The sequence below is a fragment of the Haemophilus parahaemolyticus genome (genome assembly GCF_018373095.1).
GTDB classification, from domain to species: domain Bacteria; phylum Pseudomonadota; class Gammaproteobacteria; order Enterobacterales; family Pasteurellaceae; genus Haemophilus_A; species Haemophilus_A parahaemolyticus_A.
Window position 1 is genome coordinate 1 of the sequence record NZ_JAHAHT010000011.1, and the last position, 17,676, is coordinate 17,676.

The following is a 17,676-nucleotide window of genomic DNA, read 5'->3' on the forward strand; positions in this document are numbered from 1 at the left end:
TAAGGTAATAGCCATTATACGATGCCCGCTGTTCTAAATTCGTCTGTCCCAATGTGCGATTCAACAAGAAATGGTGGAGGGAGAAGGATTCGAACCTTCGAAGGCTGAGCCAACAGATTTACAGTCTGCCCCCTTTGGCCGCTCGGGAATCCCTCCACAACAATTGAATACTTGATTAAACATTGCAGGAATGGTGCCGACTACCGGAATCGAACTGGTGACCTACTGATTACAAGTCAGTTGCTCTACCTGCTGAGCTAAGTCGGCGTTGCGTTGTCGTAAGCAAGTGAGGCGTATTATAGAGATTTTTGGAAACTGTGCAAGCGTTTTTTCTAAAAAATTAAAAAAAAACATTTCTTTGCTTATTTTGCGATCTAAATGTTGATTTTTTGTAACTTTTTACTTTTTTTACAAGAATAAATCCCCAAAAAATTCCATTTATATTGTATAGTTTGCATCATTCTTTTTGCTTAAAAAGCAAAATTTAGGTTAAAAATAGAGATTTTGGCAATGAGCCTTGAAAAAACCAGCAAAATTACCCCTTTTTTAACATTTGATCGTAGCCAATGGGCGGAATTACGCAAATCAGTACCGTTAAAATTAACCGAACAAGACCTCAAACCCTTGCTCGGCTTTAACGAAGACCTCTCTTTAGAAGAAGTACGCACTATTTATCTACCGCTTGCCCGTTTAATTAACTATTACATTGAAGAAAACCTCAAGCGCCAAGCCGTTTTACACCGCTTTTTAGATGTTGAGCCACCAAAAGTACCTTACATTATTAGTATCGCAGGAAGTGTTTCGGTAGGCAAAAGCACCTCAGCACGTATTTTACAAGCCCTACTTTCAAATTACCCTGAACCACGAAAAGTCGATTTAATCACCACCGACGGCTTTCTCTACCCGCTAAAAACCTTGGAAGAGAAAAACCTACTCAAACGCAAAGGGTTTCCTGAGTCGTATGATATTTATCGCTTAATTGAATTTGTTTCCGATCTTAAATCAGGTAAACAAAGCGTAAAAGCCCCGATTTATTCACATTTGACCTACGACATCATCCCCGACCAATTTAACGTAGTCGAACAACCCGACATCGTAATTTTAGAAGGCTTGAACGTGCTCCAAAGCGGAATGAATTACCCTGCCAGCCCGCACAATGCTTTTGTCTCCGATTTCGTAGATTTTTCTATTTATGTCGATGCTGATGAAACCTTATTAAAACAGTGGTATATTTACCGTTTTCTGAAATTCCGCCGCAGTGCATTTTCAGACCCAAATTCCTACTTCCATCACTACTCAGCATTATCGGAAGAAGAGGCAATCCAAACCGCCTCTACCATTTGGGAAGAAATCAACGGCTTAAACTTGAAGAAAAACATTCTGCCAAGCCGAGACCGTGCGGATTTAATCCTCACCAAAGGCGAAAACCACGAAATCCAGACGGTGAAATTAAGAAAATAACTCTAGCCTCAAAGAGGCTAATTTATACGTAACCTAGGGCGAAAGCACTAGGCAATAGAGAAATAATTATGAACAAAAAACTCTTTCTTCCTTTAGTTATATTTATCACGCTTTGCATCGCTTTAATGGTTCAACTCTTTCGCAATGGCAACGGCGATGACCCGAAAAAACTCGAATCAGCACTTATCGGCAAGCCTGTGCCCACATTCAAACTAGAATCGGTGCAAGACGAAACCAAAATGCTAGATGAAAAAATTATTAAAACAGGTACGCCTCGCCTTCTTACTGTTTGGGCAACGTGGTGTCCGACTTGCTATGCGGAGCACGCTTATTTAACTGAGCTTGCTAAACAAGGCATAGAGATTGTTGGTATTGATTATAAGGATGAACGTACCAAAGCAATGAAATTTCTAATGAATTACGGCAATCCATTTAAAGCGATAGTGTATGATCCGAAAGGCTCACTTGGCTTAGATTTAGGCGTATATGGTGCACCTGAAACCTTTGTGATTGATGGCAACGGCATTATTCTCTACCGCCACGCAGGGGATGTGAATGAAAACGTGTGGAATGAAACGTTGAAGCCGATTTATGATAATGCGAAAGCACAATAACGATATAAATAGAAAACTCAAGATGAAAAAACTTCTCTCTCTGTTCATTTTCACGGCAACTGTTGCCACCGCTGCCCCTATCGAATTCAATCAATTCGATAGTCCGCAGCAGGAGGCAGATTATCAATCGCTTATCCAGACCTTACGTTGCCCGCAATGTCAGAACAACAATATTGCTGATTCAAACGCGACTATCGCAACAGATATGCGTGCCAAAACCTTAGAGCTACTCAAACAGGGCAAAAACAAGGACGAAGTGGTGGAATATATGGTTGAACGCTATGGCAATTTTGTCACCTACGATCCACCTCTTACCCCTGCTACTATTTTCTTGTGGATATTGCCTATACTACTTATCTTATCGGGTATTAGCTTGATTTTGATGCGTAAGAAAAAAGGCTCACAAGCGGTTGAAAAATCGCAAGATCTTGCAAAATCAGCGCAAGATAAAGCACGTTTGGCAAAAATTCTTAATGATAAGGAATAACCTATGACCTTTTGGCTCATTACTTTGGCGATCACGTTGGTGATCTGCTTCATCGGTTTTTACCCGCTTTTAAAAAGCAAACAGCAATTGAACGGTACGCAACGTTCCACGCTCAACAAGCACTTTTACTTCCAACGTTTAAAAGAAGTGGAGCAAGAGGCAAACGAGGGCGTGATTGAAGATGTGGAGCAGACCAAACAAGAATTACAACAGAGCTTGTTAGACGATATTCCCGAAGAAGCCGAGCAACAAGCCAGCACACAAGCGGTCAAAAAAGGCTGGTTTGTTGCGATTCTTGTTGCGGTTGGAGCGATTAGCACAGCAGCTTATATCTCCGTCGGCTCGTGGCAGGCGTCAGATATGGTCAATATGACACATAAAAAGCTGGAATATTTTTACGATCGTATTAAAAACGAAGACACGAACCCGTTGTCTGAAGCAGAGCTAAATCAATTCGCAGTAGCATTGCGTGCCGATTTACAAGAGCACCCAAATAATGCAAAAGGTTGGTTTATGCTTGGACAAGTGGGGATGGCAAAAGATGATGGTCAGCTTGCCTATGAAAGCTACGGCAAAGCAACACAACTTGAGCCGAAAAATATGCAATATAAATCAAGCTATGCACAATTGTTGATGCTCTCTCAAGATAAAGCAGATAAAGAAAAAGGAAAAGCCTTACTGTCTGAACTGTTGCGGGAAGATCACACCAACCTTGATGCGTTAAGTATGCTAGCATTTAGTGCTTTCGAAGAGGAAGATTACAAAATGGCAGCGATGACGTGGGGAATGATGTTGAAGCTGATTCCTGAAGATAATCCGCGTCGTAAAACGGTAGAAAAAAGTATTGATATGGCAATGCAAATGCAAAAAATGCAAGAGCAAAAAGCGGCTGAAGCGGTGAAAGAAAATCAAAAGTAAGATAACCAAATAAACTAATTTCTTCGGAAACAAAACTGCCAAATCTCCCCTCCCCCTCTTTGCTAAAGAGGGGTTTAAATCATACTAAAATTGGCTTTTAGTGTTCTACTTCAACATTAGTATTTAAAACTGTTGAGCATAATTTACTAAGGAATAATCCCCTCTTTAGCAAAGAGGGGGAGGGGAGATTTGGCAGTAGTCATTTACGGAGAAATTAGCACAAAAAGAGAATATAAAATGCTAAACAAACAAAAACTCAAAGTCGGATTAGTGTCTGTTTCCGACCGTGCCTCGCAAGGCGTTTATGCAGACCAAGGCATTCCTGCTTTACAAAGTTGGTTGGAAAAAGCCCTTATAGATGAATTTGATGTGGAGGTGCGTTTAATTCCTGATGAACAGCCGCTTATTGAGCAAACATTGATTGAATTGGTCGATAAGGCGAAATGCCATTTAGTTCTGACCACAGGCGGTACAGGACCTGCGAAACGTGATGTGACGCCTGATGCCACCCTTGCGATTGCCGACCGTGAAATGCCAGGCTTTGGCGAGCAAATGCGTCAAGTCAGCCTGCAATTTGTACCAACAGCAATTCTTTCTCGCCAAGTCGGTGTGATTCGTGGAGAAAGTTTAATTCTTAACTTACCAGGGCAGCCGAAAGCAATACAAGAAACGTTGGAAGGCGTAAAAGACGAAAACGGCAAAACAATGGTAAAAGGCGTTTTCTCCGCCGTGCCTTATTGCTTGCAATTACTCAGTGAGATTTATATCGACACCCACACTGATGTGTGCGAAAGTTTCCGTCCAAAATCAGCAAGAAAATAGAGCTGCAAAATAAGTAAAAATAACGATGAAATTACGACATTATTTAACCGCTTTGCTCGGTTTGATGGTTGCTTTACCCAACTTTGCAAGCGAACCTGAAAAGAAAACTACAAGTGAGACTTCGCAAAAAACCGAAGAAAAACAACCGCTTTTCAAAGATGGTAAGGATTTCTTTTCCTACATTAAACCGATTAAAGTCGATGTACCAAAGGGCAAAATTTTAATCCAATACTTTTATCAATATGGCTGCAAAAACTGCTTAACAGGGTTAGATTCTCTCAATCTTTATGCTAAAAATCATACAGATAAGATCCTGTTGCAAACCTCTCCGAGCTTCGCCAAGGATGAAAATTTCACTAGTGCGATGAATGCAACCTTTAAAGAGTATGGCAAAGCGGATTTAAGCCCTCTTTACCTATTTGACAGCCTCGATCGGAAAGAAGAGAAGAGCCTGCTTAAAAGCAATGAGGAAATCCGAGCGTGGCTCAAACGCAATGGGGTTGATGACCAACGCTTCCATCAACTCTTCCATTCCGAGCCAGTGAAAAAACAGATTGAAAGCGATGTGAATTTGTTTAAGCAATACGGTTCGCCGAAGTATGTGCCGATGGCAGTGCTAAACGGCAAATATATTTTGTTGCAAAACACGCTTTACAACGATGATTACACCTTCGGGGTGCTAGATTTTTTAGTTGAGAAACTACAACAAGAACAAGGAGATGACGATGGCAAATAAAATTGCAATTATTGGTGCGATGCCACAAGAAGTAGAAATTTTATGCGGTTTAATGCTTGAACCGAAAACAACAGAAATAGCCAACTGCAAAATTTTTGAAGGTAAAATTAACAACCGCCCTGTTGCAGTATTGCAATCTGGCATTGGAAAAGTAGCCGCTGCGATGGGCACAACACTACTCATTCAGCAATTCAAACCCGATATGATTATTAACACGGGATCTGCTGGCGGGTTAGATCCAAACTTAAACGTCGGCGATGTGATTATTTCAACCGATGTACGTCACCACGATGTGGATGTTACCGCTTTCGGCTATGAGAAAGGACAACTTCCCGCTAATCCAGCGGCATTTTTACCAAATGAACAATTAGTAGAAGTAGCTAAAAAACAGGCGGAAAAATTAGGCTTAAATGCCGTTTCTGGCTTAATTTGTAGCGGAGATGCATTCATTAACGGGGCAGAAAAAATCGCTCAAATTCGTGCAAACTTCCCACAAGTTGCCGCAGTTGAAATGGAAGCGGCAGCAATCGCTCAAGTATGCCATGCAATGAATGTGCCATTTGTGGTAGTACGTGCCATTTCAGATGTTGCCGATAAAGAATCGCATCTCTCATTTGATGAGTTCCTCCCGCTTGCAGCAGAGAAATCATCGGAAATGGTGTTAGCGATGTTGAATAATTTGAGTTAATTTTTCTCTTGCAAAATTTTAGTTAAAATCGACCGCTTATTCGCAAAAATTTTGTATAATGATACGTCTTTCTTGCCACTGCTTTTGCAGTGGTCTTTTTTTAATTGATTACCCTATTAATTTATGATGAATTCAACCCCAAATATTGGTTTTATTAGTCTTGGTTGTCCCAAAAACTTAGTGGACTCCGAGCGTATTTTGACTGAACTCCGTTCAGATGGTTATAACATTATTCCTAGCTATGAAGGTGCGGATTTAGTAATCGTCAACACCTGTGGTTTTATTGATAGTGCCGTGCAGGAATCACTAGAAAGTATTGGTGAAGCATTAGAAGCCAATGGTAAGGTAATTGTAACGGGCTGCCTTGGTGCAAAAGAAAATCAGATCCGCGAAGTACATCCAAAAGTGCTAGAAATCACAGGCCCGCACAGCTATGAAGCGGTAATGAAACACGTGCACAAATATGTACCGAAACCAGAATATAACCCATACTTGAGTTTAGTGCCAAAACAAGGGGTGAAACTCACGCCGAAGCATTACGCTTATTTGAAAATCTCCGAAGGTTGCGACCATCGTTGTACCTTCTGCATTATCCCTTCAATGCGTGGAGATTTAGACAGCCGTTCTATCGTGCAAGTTTTAGACGAGGCAAAACGCCTTGTGGATGCAGGCGTGAAAGAGATTTTAGTCGTTTCGCAAGATACTTCAGCTTACGCCTTAGACAAGAAAAAAGAAGAGGGCACAAAAACCGTTTTCTGGAACGGAATGCCAATTAAAAATGATTTAATGAGCCTGTGCGAACAGCTTGGCTCATTAGGCGTTTGGGTGCGTTTGCACTATGTTTATCCTTATCCCCACGTGGATAATTTAATCCCATTAATGGCACAGGGAAAAATCCTGCCGTATTTAGATATTCCACTCCAACACGCCAGCCCGAAAATATTAAAAGCGATGAAACGCCCCGGCTCAATTGAACGCACGCTTGAACGCATCAAAAAATGGCGTGAAATCTGCCCAGAATTAACGCTTCGTTCAACCTTTATCGTCGGCTTCCCTGGTGAAACGGAAGAAGATTTCCAGATGTTGTTGGATTTCTTAAAAGAAGCACAACTCGACCGTGTTGGTTGCTTTAAATTCAGCCCTGTAGAAGGCGCACCTGCAACCGATATGGCAGACCAAGTGCCAGAAGAGGTGAAAGAAGAGCGTTTCCACCGCTTTATGCAGTTACAGCAAGAAATCTCAAGCGGTCGATTACAACAAAAAATTGGCAAAACCCTTGCGGTGATTGTCGATGAAATTGACGAAGAAGGCATTATCGGCCGCTCAATGGCAGACGCTCCTGAAATTGATGGTGTAGTTTATGTTGATAATCTTTCAAACCAACCTGTTCAAGTGGGGCAGATTATTTCTGTGACCATTACCAATGCAGACGAGTATGATCTATGGGGAACGTGTTAATTGCTTGATTGAAGGCTGATCGAAGAATCAGCCTTTATTCTCTTTTTCCCATCCCAACTCTTGTGAAATTGCTTCCGCTGTAGCTTTTAATTCCTGATGTAAAAAGTCTGTACCAATTTGAGCTAGTCTAGAAACCGACATTGAAACCGAAATCGCATATTTCACTTCATTTTTGAAATTAAAAATCGGATAAGCAATGCAGGTCACACCAAGCTCATTTTCCTCTTTGTCTAATGCAAATTTTTGCCCAGAAATAACTGAGAGTTCTTGTTTCATCGCGACCAAGTCAGTAATGGTGTGGCAGGTAAGCGGTCGAATTTCAGCCGAATGTTGCAACCAATAATTTTCCAGATAAGTTTCTCTGTTTGGATCGAACGCTAGATACAATTTTCCCATTCCAGAACAGAACAGCGGCATTCTTTGCCCAATATAAGCCCTCGTTTGCAACATTCCCGTGGTAGGCTCGAGCTTATAAATCATAATAGCCAAATCATTTTCCCGCATTGAGAAGTTCACTGTTTCGCCCGTTTTTAAATTGAGCTGCTCTAAATAGGGGGCTGCAAGGTGAATGATGTTCATTGAGGAGAACATTTTATGCCCAATAGAAAGGCATTTGGTGGTGAGCCGATAACTACCTGTTGTAGTTGCAGGTTGAACAAATCCTTCTTGCTGTAAGCCTTGCAATAGGCGATGTACGGTACTTTTATTGAGCTGTGCTAATTCCGCCAGCTGTGCTAACGGGCATCCATTTGGGTAATTGCTTAATAAGTCGATAAGTTTCAAGCCACGAATCAGGCTTTGATTACCACTTGCTTTTTCTTCTGTCATAAAAATTCCTTCTATAATTATGTTTTTCTTCTCTTGTGAGAAGATACAACATTCCCTCCCTCTCCCGTGGAAGAGACAAAGTTATAATAATTATTTTTGCTCATTTTTGAAAATAAATCGTGATCTTGATCACAAATTTGCATTTTAGTTCTTAACCTTCTTGATATAAGCGTTTAATATCAAATTATGAAACAGCATTTCATAAAATGAAATTTAAAGCAATGTACAGAGGAAATGATTTATGACTATTCGAGTTTCTTATGATGAATTAAAAGCTGAATTCAAACGCGTTTTATTGACTCGCAACGTAAATAAAGCTATTGCGGAAGAGTGCGCAACAGTATTTGCGGATACCACTCAAGCTGGTGCCTATTCACACGGGGTAAACCGTTTCCCTCGTTTTATTCAACAGCTCGAAAATGGCGATATTATTCCCGATGCACAACCAACCAAAGTATTAAGTCTCGGTGCGGTGGAACAATGGGATGCACATCAAGCCATTGGTAATTTAACAGCACAAAAAATGATGGATAGAGCGATGGACTTAGCCTCGCAAAATGGTATCGGAGTGATTGCACTTCGCAATGCAAACCACTGGATGCGTGGCGGTTCTTACGGCTGGCAAGCGGCTGAGAAAGGCTATATCGGTATTTGCTGGACAAACGCATTAGCGGTAATGCCACCTTGGGGGGCAAAAGAGTGTCGTATCGGTACGAACCCGTTGATTATCGCCGTGCCAACCACGCCAATCACCATGGTGGATATGTCTTGCTCAATGTACTCTTATGGAATGTTAGAGGTACATCGTTTAGCGGGTCGCCAAACCTTTGTGGATGCGGGCTTTGATGATGAGGGCAATTTAACCCGAGATCCTGCAACCGTTGAGAAAAATCGCCGCTTATTACCGATGGGCTTCTGGAAAGGCTCTGGCTTATCTATCGTGTTAGATATGATTGCGACTTTACTTTCAAACGGTGAATCTACCGTTGCTGTAACCGAAGATAAAAGCGATGAATATTGCGTTTCACAAGTGTTTATTGCCATTGAGGTAGATCGCTTAATTGATGGTAAAACCAAAGATGAAAAACTTAACCGCATTATGGAATATGTGAAAACTGCAGAGCGTGCTGATCCAAACCAAGAAGTGCGTTTACCAGGACATGAGTTCACAACAATTCTTGCCGACAACAAAGCGAATGGCATTCCTGTGGATGACACTGTTTGGGCGAAGTTGAAGGCCTTATAAAGCAACCCAACCAGCGGTCAAATTTAATCAACAAATTGCGAAATAAAGCAAAAGAGGTATGCGATGTTTTTCGGCCATATCAAAAACTACAATCCTAAACAATATCCCAAAGCTATTCAATTTGCTTTGGATTACCTTAAACAAACGGATTTTGATGCAATAGAAGCAGGTGTTTATGAGTTAAAAGGTCAAGCCATTTTTGTGCAAGTGCTCGACTTAGAAACCAAAGAAAAATCAGCTTTCCTACCCGAAGTACATCGCAACTATCTTGATGTGCAATATCTTCATCGTGGTAAAGAGCGGATGGCAGCGGCAACCGATTTAGGCAATAACCCCGTTGCGCTGCCTTATCAAGCAGATCGCGATATTCAATATTATGCAAGCGTTGAAAGCGAAAATGAATTCTGCTGTATTGAAGGCAACTTTGCCATTTTCTTCCCAGAAGATACCCATCGAACCGCCATTTTTGATGGCACAGAAACCATCCGAAAAGTCGTGGTAAAAATCGCGATGAGTGAATTGGAGGTGTAATAATGAAATCTATCGCTCAATTTGCTGGCAAAACGCTTGAAATGCTCTGTGTGGCAATCTTGGCATTGATGTCCATTCTTGTTTTCTTAAACGTGGTGTTACGCTATGGCTTTAATAGCAGTATCAGCGTTACTGAAGAAGTGTCTCGCTATATGTTCGTTTGGCTTGCCTTTTTAGGTGCGGTGCTTGCTTTTAGCGAAAATCACCATGTAAGAGTAACCGTATTAGTTGATAAGCTCTCACCAATTGGTCGTTCAGTGCTTAGTCTAATTACAGACGGTGCAATGTTGTTCTGCTGTTATTTAATCGTCGCAGGTAGCTGGGTGCAATTCCAACTTAACTTAAATAACCTCGCACCAATTTCAGGCTTACCACAAGGGATTACTTATTTAGCAAGCACCATTACAGGGGGATTAATCGGTGTATTACTTATTGCACGAATGATGAGTACCGTTGGCTTAATCGCAAAAGGAGAAACAAAATGACCGAGCTTATTTTTCTTTCTGTTTTGCTTGGTGCAATTATTCTCGGCGTGCCCGTTGCCTTTGCATTACTCATTTGTGGTGTGGCATTAATGCTCCATTTAGATTTGTTTGATGCGCAAATTCTGGCACAACAAATCGTAAGCGGTGCAGATAGCTTCTCATTAATGGCAATTCCATTTTTCATTCTCGCAGGTGAGATTATGAATGAAGGTGGGCTTTCTAAACGCATTATCGACTTACCAATGAAATTAGTCGGTCATAAACGTGGTGGTTTAGGGTTTGTAGCAATCTTAGCCGCAATGATTATGGCAAGCCTTTCAGGTTCTGCGGTGGCAGATACGGCAGCGGTTGCCGCGATGTTGTTACCAATGATGAAAACCACTGGCTACCCAATTGACCGCTCAGCAGGCTTGATTGGTACAGCAGGCATCATTGCTCCAATTATCCCGCCTTCCATTCCATTTATCGTGTTTGGTGTTGCAAGTGGCGTATCAATTACTAAATTATTCCTCGCAGGGATTTTCCCTGGCATTATGATGGGGTTCTGTTTAGCACTCCTTTGGTGGTGGCAAGCAAAACGCTTGGATTTAATGACTTTCTCCAAAGCAACTAAACAAGAACTTTGTATCTCATTTAAAAACAGTATTTGGGCGCTAATGTTACCTGTAATTATCATTGGCGGTTTCCGTTCAGGAATTTTTACCCCAACAGAAGCGGGTGCAGTGGCAACTTTCTATGCTTTAATCGTTTCGCTCTTTGTTTACCGTGAATTGAAATTCAAAGATTTATATAAAGTGTTCTTAGCCGCAGCGAAAACAACTGCAGTAGTTATGTTCTTAGTGGCTGCAGCAAACGTAACAGGCTGGTTAATTACCGTTGCAGAATTACCAATAATGCTTACTGAATTGCTTGAACCGTTAATTGAAAGCCCAACCACGTTATTATTAGTAGTTATGCTTACGGTATTTATTATAGGTATGGTGATGGACTTAACCCCAACCGTGTTAATCCTCACACCAGTACTTATGCCATTAGTGGAAGAAGCGGGTATCGACCCAGTTTACTTCGGTGTGTTATTTATCTTAAATACCTCAATCAGTTTGATTACCCCACCTGTGGGCAATGTACTGAACGTGATTACGGGGGTGTCAAAATTACCGTTTGACCAAGCCGCAAAAGGCGTATTTCCTTATTTAATGATGATGATTGCTTTACTTCTTACATTCGTCTTCATCCCAGAATTGATTTTAGTCCCACTTAAATGGATTCAATAATGGAATAATCGTAGTACCGTAGGGCGGACTTTAGTCCGTTACATAAGCAAAATTTATTAACTAACCGAATTTTTTTAAAATGAGGAGACCTCTATGAAACTTTTTAACTTAAAAACATTAGCTGCATTAGTTGCTGGTTTTACCATGATGGCGGGCACAGCATCAGCTGAAACCTCACTTCGATTTGGTTATGAAGCGCCACGCTCAGATAGCCAACATATCGCTGCCAAAAAATTCAATGAATTACTTGGTAAAAAAACCAAAGGCGAAATTAAGTTAAAACTCTTCCCAGATAGTACCTTAGGTAACGCACAAACGATGATTAGTGGCGTGCGTGGCGGCACAATTGATTTAGAAATGTCTGGCTCACCAAACTTCACGGGGCTTGAACCAAAATTAAACGTAATCGACATTCCGTTCATCTTCAAAGATCGTGAACACGTTTACAAAGTCTTAGATGGTGAAGTAGGTCAAGGCTTATTAAAAGATTTAGAAGCACAAGGCTTAAAGGGCTTAGCGTTCTGGGATGTGGGTTTCCGTGCATTCTCAAACTCTAAACATCCAGTGACTAAACCAGAAGATATCAAAGGCTTAAAAGTTCGTACCAACCAAAACCCAATGTACATTGAAGCCTTCAAACTTTTAGGCGGTAACCCTGTACCAATGCCATTGGCGGAGCTTTATACTGCACTGGAAACCCGTGCAGTAGACGCACAAGAGCACCCAATCGGTATTTTCTGGTCATCTAAACTTTACGAAGTGCAAAAATATTTAAGCTTAACTAACCACGGCTACACTCCATTAATCGTGGTAATGAACAAAGCAAAATTTGATGGCCTAAGCCCCGAGCTCCAAACCACTATTTTAGAAGCAGCAAAAGAAGCGGGTCAGTTCCAACGTGATCTTAACGTGAAAAACGAAAAAGGGATCATCGAGAACTTACGTAAACAAGGCGTAGAAGTGATTGAAAAAGTGGATACCCAACCGTTCCAAGCAATCATTGCAGACCAAGTGCGTAAAAGCTTTGTGGAAAAACACGGTGATGAGCTGTTGAAAAAAGTAGATGCGTTGGCAAAATAATTTAACTTGATGGCAAGCGGTCGTCATTTGCAAATATTTTGCAAAATTCGACCGCTTGTTTATTAGATAAAAATAGAGGAAAGCATGAACTACTACCTTGGTATTGATTGTGGCGGCACTTTTGTGAAAGCAGCGCTTGTGGATGAACAAGGTAATGTGGCGAGCATTGCCCGCGAGAATGTTTCAGTGCTCAGCGAACAAGCAGGGTTCGCAGAGCGCGATATGACCCAACTTTGGCAAAGTTGTGCCAAAGTTATTCACGAAGCGATTAGCCAAAGCGAGATTCAAGCAACCCAAATCAAAGGTATTGGCATTTCAGCACAAGGCAAAGGGACATTTTTGTTGGACAAACAAAATCAACCTTTAGGGCGAGCCATTCTTTCTTCAGACCAACGCTCACTGGAAATTGTGAAGGCGTGGCAACAAACGAATATTCCAGCTAAACTTTATCCTATCACCCGTCAGACACTCTGGACGGGACATCCTGTTTCCATCCTCAAATGGATTCAAGAAAACGAGCCTGAACGCTATCAACAAATTGGCTCGGTGCTGATGTCTCATGACTATCTCCGATTTTGCTTAACGGGCGAACGACATTGCGAAGAGACCAACATTTCCGAAAGTAATCTCTACAATATGAACACAGGCGAGTATGACCCACAATTAGCTGAAATGCTCAACTTGCAGAACATTATGGAAAAATTACCGCTTGTGATTGCCTCAAATAAAATTGCTGGCTTTGTAACCAAAGAGGCAGCTTCTTTAACAGGGTTAGCTGAACGAACGCCAGTGGTTGGCGGTTTATTCGATGTGGTTTCAACCGCTTATTGTGCAGACTTAGATGACGAAACTAAGCTTAATGCTGTGCTAGGCACGTGGTCGGTAGTGAGTGGTATTACCGATCATATTGACGACAGCCAAACCTTACCTTTTGTGTATGGAAAATATGCAGAATCAGGCAAATTCATCGTACACGAAGCTAGCCCAACTTCTGCGGGTAACTTAGAGTGGTTCTTAAAGCAATGGGGTAATTTAGGCTATTCAGAAATTAATGAAGGCATCGCTGCTTTACCCCCAGCACAAAGCTCTGTGCTTTTTGTGCCGTTCCTTTATGGCTCAAATGCGGGTTTAGGAATGCAAGCAAGTTTTTACGGCTTGCAGGCGCATCACTCGCAAATGCACTTATTGCAGGCGGTTTACGAAGGCGTGTTATTTAGCCTAATGACCCATTTAGAGCGAATGTTTATCCGCTTCCCACAAGCAAAAATTTTACGTGTAACAGGCGGTCCTGCAAAATCAGCCGTTTGGATGCAAATGCTGGCGGATTTAACAGGAATGAAATTGGAAGTGCCAAATGTAGAGGAAACAGGCTGTTTAGGGGCGGCTTTGATGGCTATGCAAGGTACAGGCTCATCATACACTTTTGCAAATATCTATAAAAATATGACCGCTTACGAGCCAAATCCTGTTCACTATGACGCCTATCAAGCAAAATATCAGCGTTATCGTAAATTGACTGAAGCCTTAAAAGTGATGCTATAAAAGGTTTATAAACACGAAAACCGCCTTTTCAGGCGGCTTGATTTATTTGATAAGCAGATTATTTCAAACTACCGACCATATCTTCTGGGCGAACCCAAGCATCGAATTGTTCAGCGGTTAATAAGCCTAAGTTAATCGCTTCTTCTTTCAATGTTGTGCCGTTTTTGTGAGCGGTTTTCGCAATTTTCGCTGCATTTTCGTAACCAATGTGGGTATTTAACGCCGTTACCAACATTAAAGATTGCTCTAATTGTTGTTTAATACGTGGATAGTTCGGCTCGATGCCGACTGCACAGTGTTCATCGAATGATACGCACGCATCTGCTAATAATTGTGCAGATTGTAAGAAGTTTGCGATCATTACTGGGTTATACACGTTTAATTGGAAGTGACCTTGTGAGCCCACGAATGAAATGGTGGTGTCGTTACCTAACACTTGTGCACAAACCATCGTCATCGCTTCGCATTGGGTTGGATTTACTTTACCCGGCATAATGGATGAGCCTGGTTCGTTTTCTGGAATTAAAATTTCACCGATACCAGAACGTGGGCCTGACGCTAATAAGCGAATGTCGTTGGCGATTTTAAATAAACTCACTGCTAACTGTTTTAATGCACCGTGAGTTTCCACGATTGCATCGTGTGCTGCTAATGCTTCGAATTTATTTTCTGCTGTTTCGAATGGTAAAGCGGTGAATTTTGCGATGTAATCTGCAACTAACACATCATAGCCTTTTGGTGTGTTCAAACCTGTGCCTACCGCTGTGCCACCTAATGCCAATTGACGTAAGTGCGGAAGCGTATTTTTCAGTGCGATTAAACCGAAGTGTAATTGTGCGGCATAAGCCGAGAACTCTTGACCTAATGTTAATGGGGTTGCATCCATTAAGTGAGTACGACCAATTTTCACTACATCTTTGAATGCTTCAGATTTTGCTACTAAAGTTTTTTGTAAGCGTTCTACCGCAGGAATGGTGGTTTCTACCACTTTTTTGTATGCTGCAATGTGCATTGCCGTTGGGAAAGTATCATTTGAAGATTGTGATTTGTTCACATCATCATTCGGGTGAATAATAGATTTTTCACCTAATTTACCGCCATGTAAAACGTGTGCACGGTTTGCGACCACTTCATTCACATTCATATTCGATTGTGTACCAGAACCTGTTTGCCAGATTACAAGCGGGAATTGATCGTCAAGTTTATTCGCTAGAATTTCATCACAGGCTTGTGCGATCAAATCGCGTTTTTCAGCAGACAACACACCTAAATCGTGGTTAGCAAATGCTGCTGCTTTTTTCAAATAACCAAATGCTTCAATGATTTCGTGCGGCATTGAGGCTTCCGGCCCAATTTTGAAGTTATTACGTGAACGTTCAGTTTGCGCCGCCCAGTATTTTTCTGCTGGTACTTGCACTTCGCCCATGGTGTCTTTTTCAATACGAAATTCCATAAAATACTCCGTGAGTTGTGAAAAGGGTTGGATAATAAATTTGGGGTATATAGTACTGATTTAAGCCCAATTCATCTACGCCTTTCTAATAGTTTTATGATATAGATCACAAAAAATAAAGGTAGGAAAAAGCCTACCTTTTGTTTGAATACTTTAAGAATACTCTATTTCTTGATCTAACGTCTTAATATAGAAGAAAAATACTGCATATTTCACAACCAAAGCACATAAAATAACACTCTTAATCACCCAAGAGGAAGTAAGGAAAAAAGTAATTCCCATTGCAATTGTACCGATCATCAGAATACGCACTTTTGCTTTTTTGGTTAATGCACGTTGTTCGTTAAATTCTTTTAAATGTTTTTGATAAATCTTAGTATGAATAAACCAATTATGTAAACGTTCAGAACTACGAGTAAAACAGAAAAGTGCACTTAATAAAAAAACGGTACCTGGTAAACCGGGTAAAATAATTCCCGCAATACCAATGCCCAGAAAAATAAAACCTAGAAGTGCATAAAGAATTTTCATAGATAAAGTGTTACATTTACATTACAAAACGAATGCCCATTATCTACAAACAAAAATGATTTGCAACAATTAGTTACAAATCATTCTTAAATAGGAATAAATAGCGGTCAAAATTTGTAAATAACTTACTTTTTTTGACCGCTTAACCATTTAGTAATGGTAGACTCTAAATTCACGCTTTAATCTTCGGCTTACTCACCATTATCTCAATCACTTGGCGATCCGTATATTGCATACTTCGGCTGGCAATCGCACAGAGGTTGTTGATCGAGCGATCGATTTGGTGTTCAACAATCCCTTCATTACCTGTGACTTGTGTGTTATCTAATGCCATTAAAATCGATTTATAGCTAGAAGTCACGCTGGTAGAAACCTTCATTGCACAGCTGTTTGCCGCACCGTCGCAGATGATACCACTGATGTCGCCGATCATACTGCTGATAGCCATACTAATTGCATCAAAACTCTCGGTCAGCAACCATGCCACACCTGCACAACTGCCCATCGCCGCAGTGGTTACCGCACAGAGAGCTGAGAGTTTAGGCAATTTACTATGAATATAAATCGCCATTAAATGTGAAAGGAATAAGGCACGAATGAGCTGTTCTTCACTGGCGTTGATATGGCGAGCAACCACTACCACTGGCATCGTGGCGGTAATGCCTTGGTTGCCTGAACCTGAGTTACTCATTGCAGGTAAATTAGCACCCCCCATACGAGCATCGCTGGCGGCGGTGGTTTCAATCACAATGCGGTTAAGCAAATCATCGCTGATTAAGCCTCTCCCAATTTGCTTTTGTAAGGTTCGCCCAATATGCAATCCGTAATCGACTCGCAAGCCTTCTTGTGAAAGGGCAGAATTAAGCTCGGCAGCACGTTGAATAAAGCGAATTTTGTCTAACTCCACACCCATTGAGAAATCGAACATATCTTTGGCGGTCAGTTCTGAAAAGACACACGGTGCATTGCCGCTATCGACCAAACAAGGCACAGAGAAAAGCACCTCGCCATTTTTCTCGATATAAATTACATTGGTATGATGGGCGGCAATGCGAACTGTTACGCTCTCGTTTTCCGAGAACAGAGTCGCTTCCGAATACAAAATATGCTCAGTATCAAAAATCGCGACGTTCACTAAATTCTGACTCATCATCTGTTTGGCTTGAGCAACTTGTTCGGTAGAGATATTTTTCAGCACTTCTAGCCCCGCTTGGTGATCGCCACCAATCGCCCCAATTGCTGCAGCCATGGGCAGACCAACTGTGCCCGTATTTGGCACGGTTACACCCATTCCATTTTTCATTAAATTAGGCGAAACTTTCGCCTCAATGCGTTCAGGTATTTTGCCTAAATAATAACGGGCGGTTGCGGAAGCTAATGCCAAAGAGATCGGCTCTGTGCAGCCCAAAGCAGGCACCACTTCTTCTTGTACAACACGTAAAATATTCTGTTCAGTAGTTAAATCAAACTTTTTCATATTCTTTAAATTAAATAAACTTTCTCGGTTTAGTTAAGCCCTATT

The 17,676-nt window shown here is 41.3% G+C and carries 18 protein-coding genes and 2 tRNA genes; 14 read left to right on the forward strand and 6 right to left on the reverse strand.

Annotated features, from left to right (window positions below; all coding sequences use genetic code 11):
* Positions 1–71 precede the first annotated feature (71 nt).
* Both KH943_RS02370 and KH943_RS02375 read right to left on the reverse strand, forming a co-directional pair.
* Positions 72–156 (reverse strand) — tRNA-Tyr (locus KH943_RS02370).
* 35 nt (positions 157–191) lie between these two features.
* Positions 192–267: transfer RNA gene (locus KH943_RS02375), tRNA-Thr, on the reverse strand.
* Between the two features lie 243 nt (positions 268–510).
* On the opposite strand from KH943_RS02375, the gene coaA reads away from it, so the two are divergent.
* From coaA to rimO, 8 genes are all read left to right on the forward strand, one after another.
* Positions 511–1,461: a type I pantothenate kinase gene (coaA, locus tag KH943_RS02380; protein WP_304107138.1), complete on the forward strand. Its 951-nt coding sequence runs from the start codon at positions 511–513 to the stop codon at positions 1,459–1,461.
* A 68-nt stretch (positions 1,462–1,529) separates the two neighbouring features.
* A complete protein-coding gene (locus KH943_RS02385) occupies positions 1,530–2,075 on the forward strand; it encodes a DsbE family thiol:disulfide interchange protein (RefSeq protein WP_304107142.1) in 546 nt (181 codons plus the stop codon).
* 22 nt (positions 2,076–2,097) lie between these two features.
* Positions 2,098–2,562, forward strand: coding sequence for a cytochrome c-type biogenesis protein (locus tag KH943_RS02390; protein WP_304107144.1), 465 nt, complete (start codon positions 2,098–2,100; stop codon positions 2,560–2,562).
* 3 nt (positions 2,563–2,565) lie between these two features.
* Positions 2,566–3,480, forward strand: coding sequence for a c-type cytochrome biogenesis protein CcmI (ccmI, locus tag KH943_RS02395; protein WP_304107147.1), 915 nt, complete (start codon positions 2,566–2,568; stop codon positions 3,478–3,480).
* A 237-nt stretch (positions 3,481–3,717) separates the two neighbouring features.
* Entirely contained in the window at positions 3,718–4,302 is a 585-nt protein-coding gene (gene mog, locus KH943_RS02400) for a molybdopterin adenylyltransferase (RefSeq protein ID WP_304107151.1), read from the forward strand.
* A 25-nt stretch (positions 4,303–4,327) separates the two neighbouring features.
* A complete protein-coding gene (locus KH943_RS02405; RefSeq protein ID WP_304107153.1) occupies positions 4,328–5,038 on the forward strand; it encodes a thiol:disulfide interchange protein DsbA/DsbL in 711 nt (236 codons plus the stop codon).
* Positions 5,028–5,726, forward strand: coding sequence for a 5'-methylthioadenosine/S-adenosylhomocysteine nucleosidase (gene mtnN / locus KH943_RS02410; protein ID WP_304107156.1), 699 nt, complete (start codon positions 5,028–5,030; stop codon positions 5,724–5,726). Before KH943_RS02405 ends, mtnN begins: the two co-directional genes overlap by 11 nt.
* Positions 5,727–5,852: 126 nt before the next feature.
* Positions 5,853–7,184 carry a 30S ribosomal protein S12 methylthiotransferase RimO gene (gene rimO / locus KH943_RS02415; protein WP_304107204.1) on the forward strand — a complete coding sequence of 444 codons (1,332 nt, stop codon included), beginning with the start codon at positions 5,853–5,855 and terminating at the stop codon, positions 7,182–7,184.
* A gap of 27 nt (positions 7,185–7,211) precedes the next feature.
* Here rimO and KH943_RS02420 read toward each other — a convergent pair whose 3' ends face one another.
* Positions 7,212–8,012: an IclR family transcriptional regulator gene (locus KH943_RS02420; protein ID WP_304107159.1), complete on the reverse strand. Its 801-nt coding sequence runs from the start codon at positions 8,010–8,012 to the stop codon at positions 7,212–7,214.
* A 247-nt stretch (positions 8,013–8,259) separates the two neighbouring features.
* Between KH943_RS02420 and yiaK the strand changes: the two genes are divergently transcribed.
* The 6 genes from yiaK (at position 8,260) to KH943_RS02450 (ending at position 14,170) form a co-directional block, all read left to right on the forward strand.
* Positions 8,260–9,258: a 3-dehydro-L-gulonate 2-dehydrogenase gene (gene yiaK / locus KH943_RS02425; RefSeq protein WP_304107207.1), complete on the forward strand. Its 999-nt coding sequence runs from the start codon at positions 8,260–8,262 to the stop codon at positions 9,256–9,258.
* A 63-nt stretch (positions 9,259–9,321) separates the two neighbouring features.
* A complete protein-coding gene (locus tag KH943_RS02430; RefSeq protein WP_304107161.1) occupies positions 9,322–9,789 on the forward strand; it encodes a YhcH/YjgK/YiaL family protein in 468 nt (155 codons plus the stop codon).
* A 2-nt stretch (positions 9,790–9,791) separates the two neighbouring features.
* Positions 9,792–10,274 (forward strand): TRAP transporter small permease, encoded by a 483-nt coding sequence (locus tag KH943_RS02435; RefSeq protein ID WP_304107163.1) that lies wholly within the window; start codon positions 9,792–9,794, stop codon positions 10,272–10,274.
* Positions 10,271–11,548 carry a TRAP transporter large permease subunit gene (locus KH943_RS02440; protein ID WP_304107165.1) on the forward strand — a complete coding sequence of 426 codons (1,278 nt, stop codon included), beginning with the start codon at positions 10,271–10,273 and terminating at the stop codon, positions 11,546–11,548. The genes KH943_RS02435 and KH943_RS02440 overlap by 4 nt, the downstream gene beginning before the upstream one ends.
* 93 nt (positions 11,549–11,641) lie before the next feature.
* Positions 11,642–12,628 carry a TRAP transporter substrate-binding protein gene (locus tag KH943_RS02445; protein ID WP_304107167.1) on the forward strand — a complete coding sequence of 329 codons (987 nt, stop codon included), beginning with the start codon at positions 11,642–11,644 and terminating at the stop codon, positions 12,626–12,628.
* Between the two features lie 84 nt (positions 12,629–12,712).
* Complete coding sequence (locus tag KH943_RS02450) at positions 12,713–14,170, forward strand: FGGY-family carbohydrate kinase (RefSeq protein WP_304107169.1); 1,458 nt, start codon at positions 12,713–12,715, stop codon at positions 14,168–14,170.
* Positions 14,171–14,228: 58 nt separating this feature from the next.
* Here the strand turns inward: KH943_RS02450 and fumC are convergent, their stop codons facing one another.
* The 3 genes from fumC to KH943_RS02465 form a co-directional block, all read right to left on the reverse strand.
* Positions 14,229–15,623, reverse strand: a complete 1,395-nt coding sequence (gene fumC / locus KH943_RS02455) for a class II fumarate hydratase (RefSeq protein WP_304107171.1) — start codon at positions 15,621–15,623, stop codon at positions 14,229–14,231.
* A 153-nt stretch (positions 15,624–15,776) separates the two neighbouring features.
* On the reverse strand, positions 15,777–16,154 hold the full coding sequence (locus tag KH943_RS02460) for a YbaN family protein (protein ID WP_304107173.1): 378 nt from the start codon (positions 16,152–16,154) through the stop codon (positions 15,777–15,779).
* Positions 16,155–16,326: 172 nt separating this feature from the next.
* Positions 16,327–17,631, reverse strand: a complete 1,305-nt coding sequence (locus KH943_RS02465) for an L-cysteine desulfidase family protein (RefSeq protein WP_304107175.1) — start codon at positions 17,629–17,631, stop codon at positions 16,327–16,329.
* Positions 17,632–17,676 lie beyond the last annotated feature (45 nt).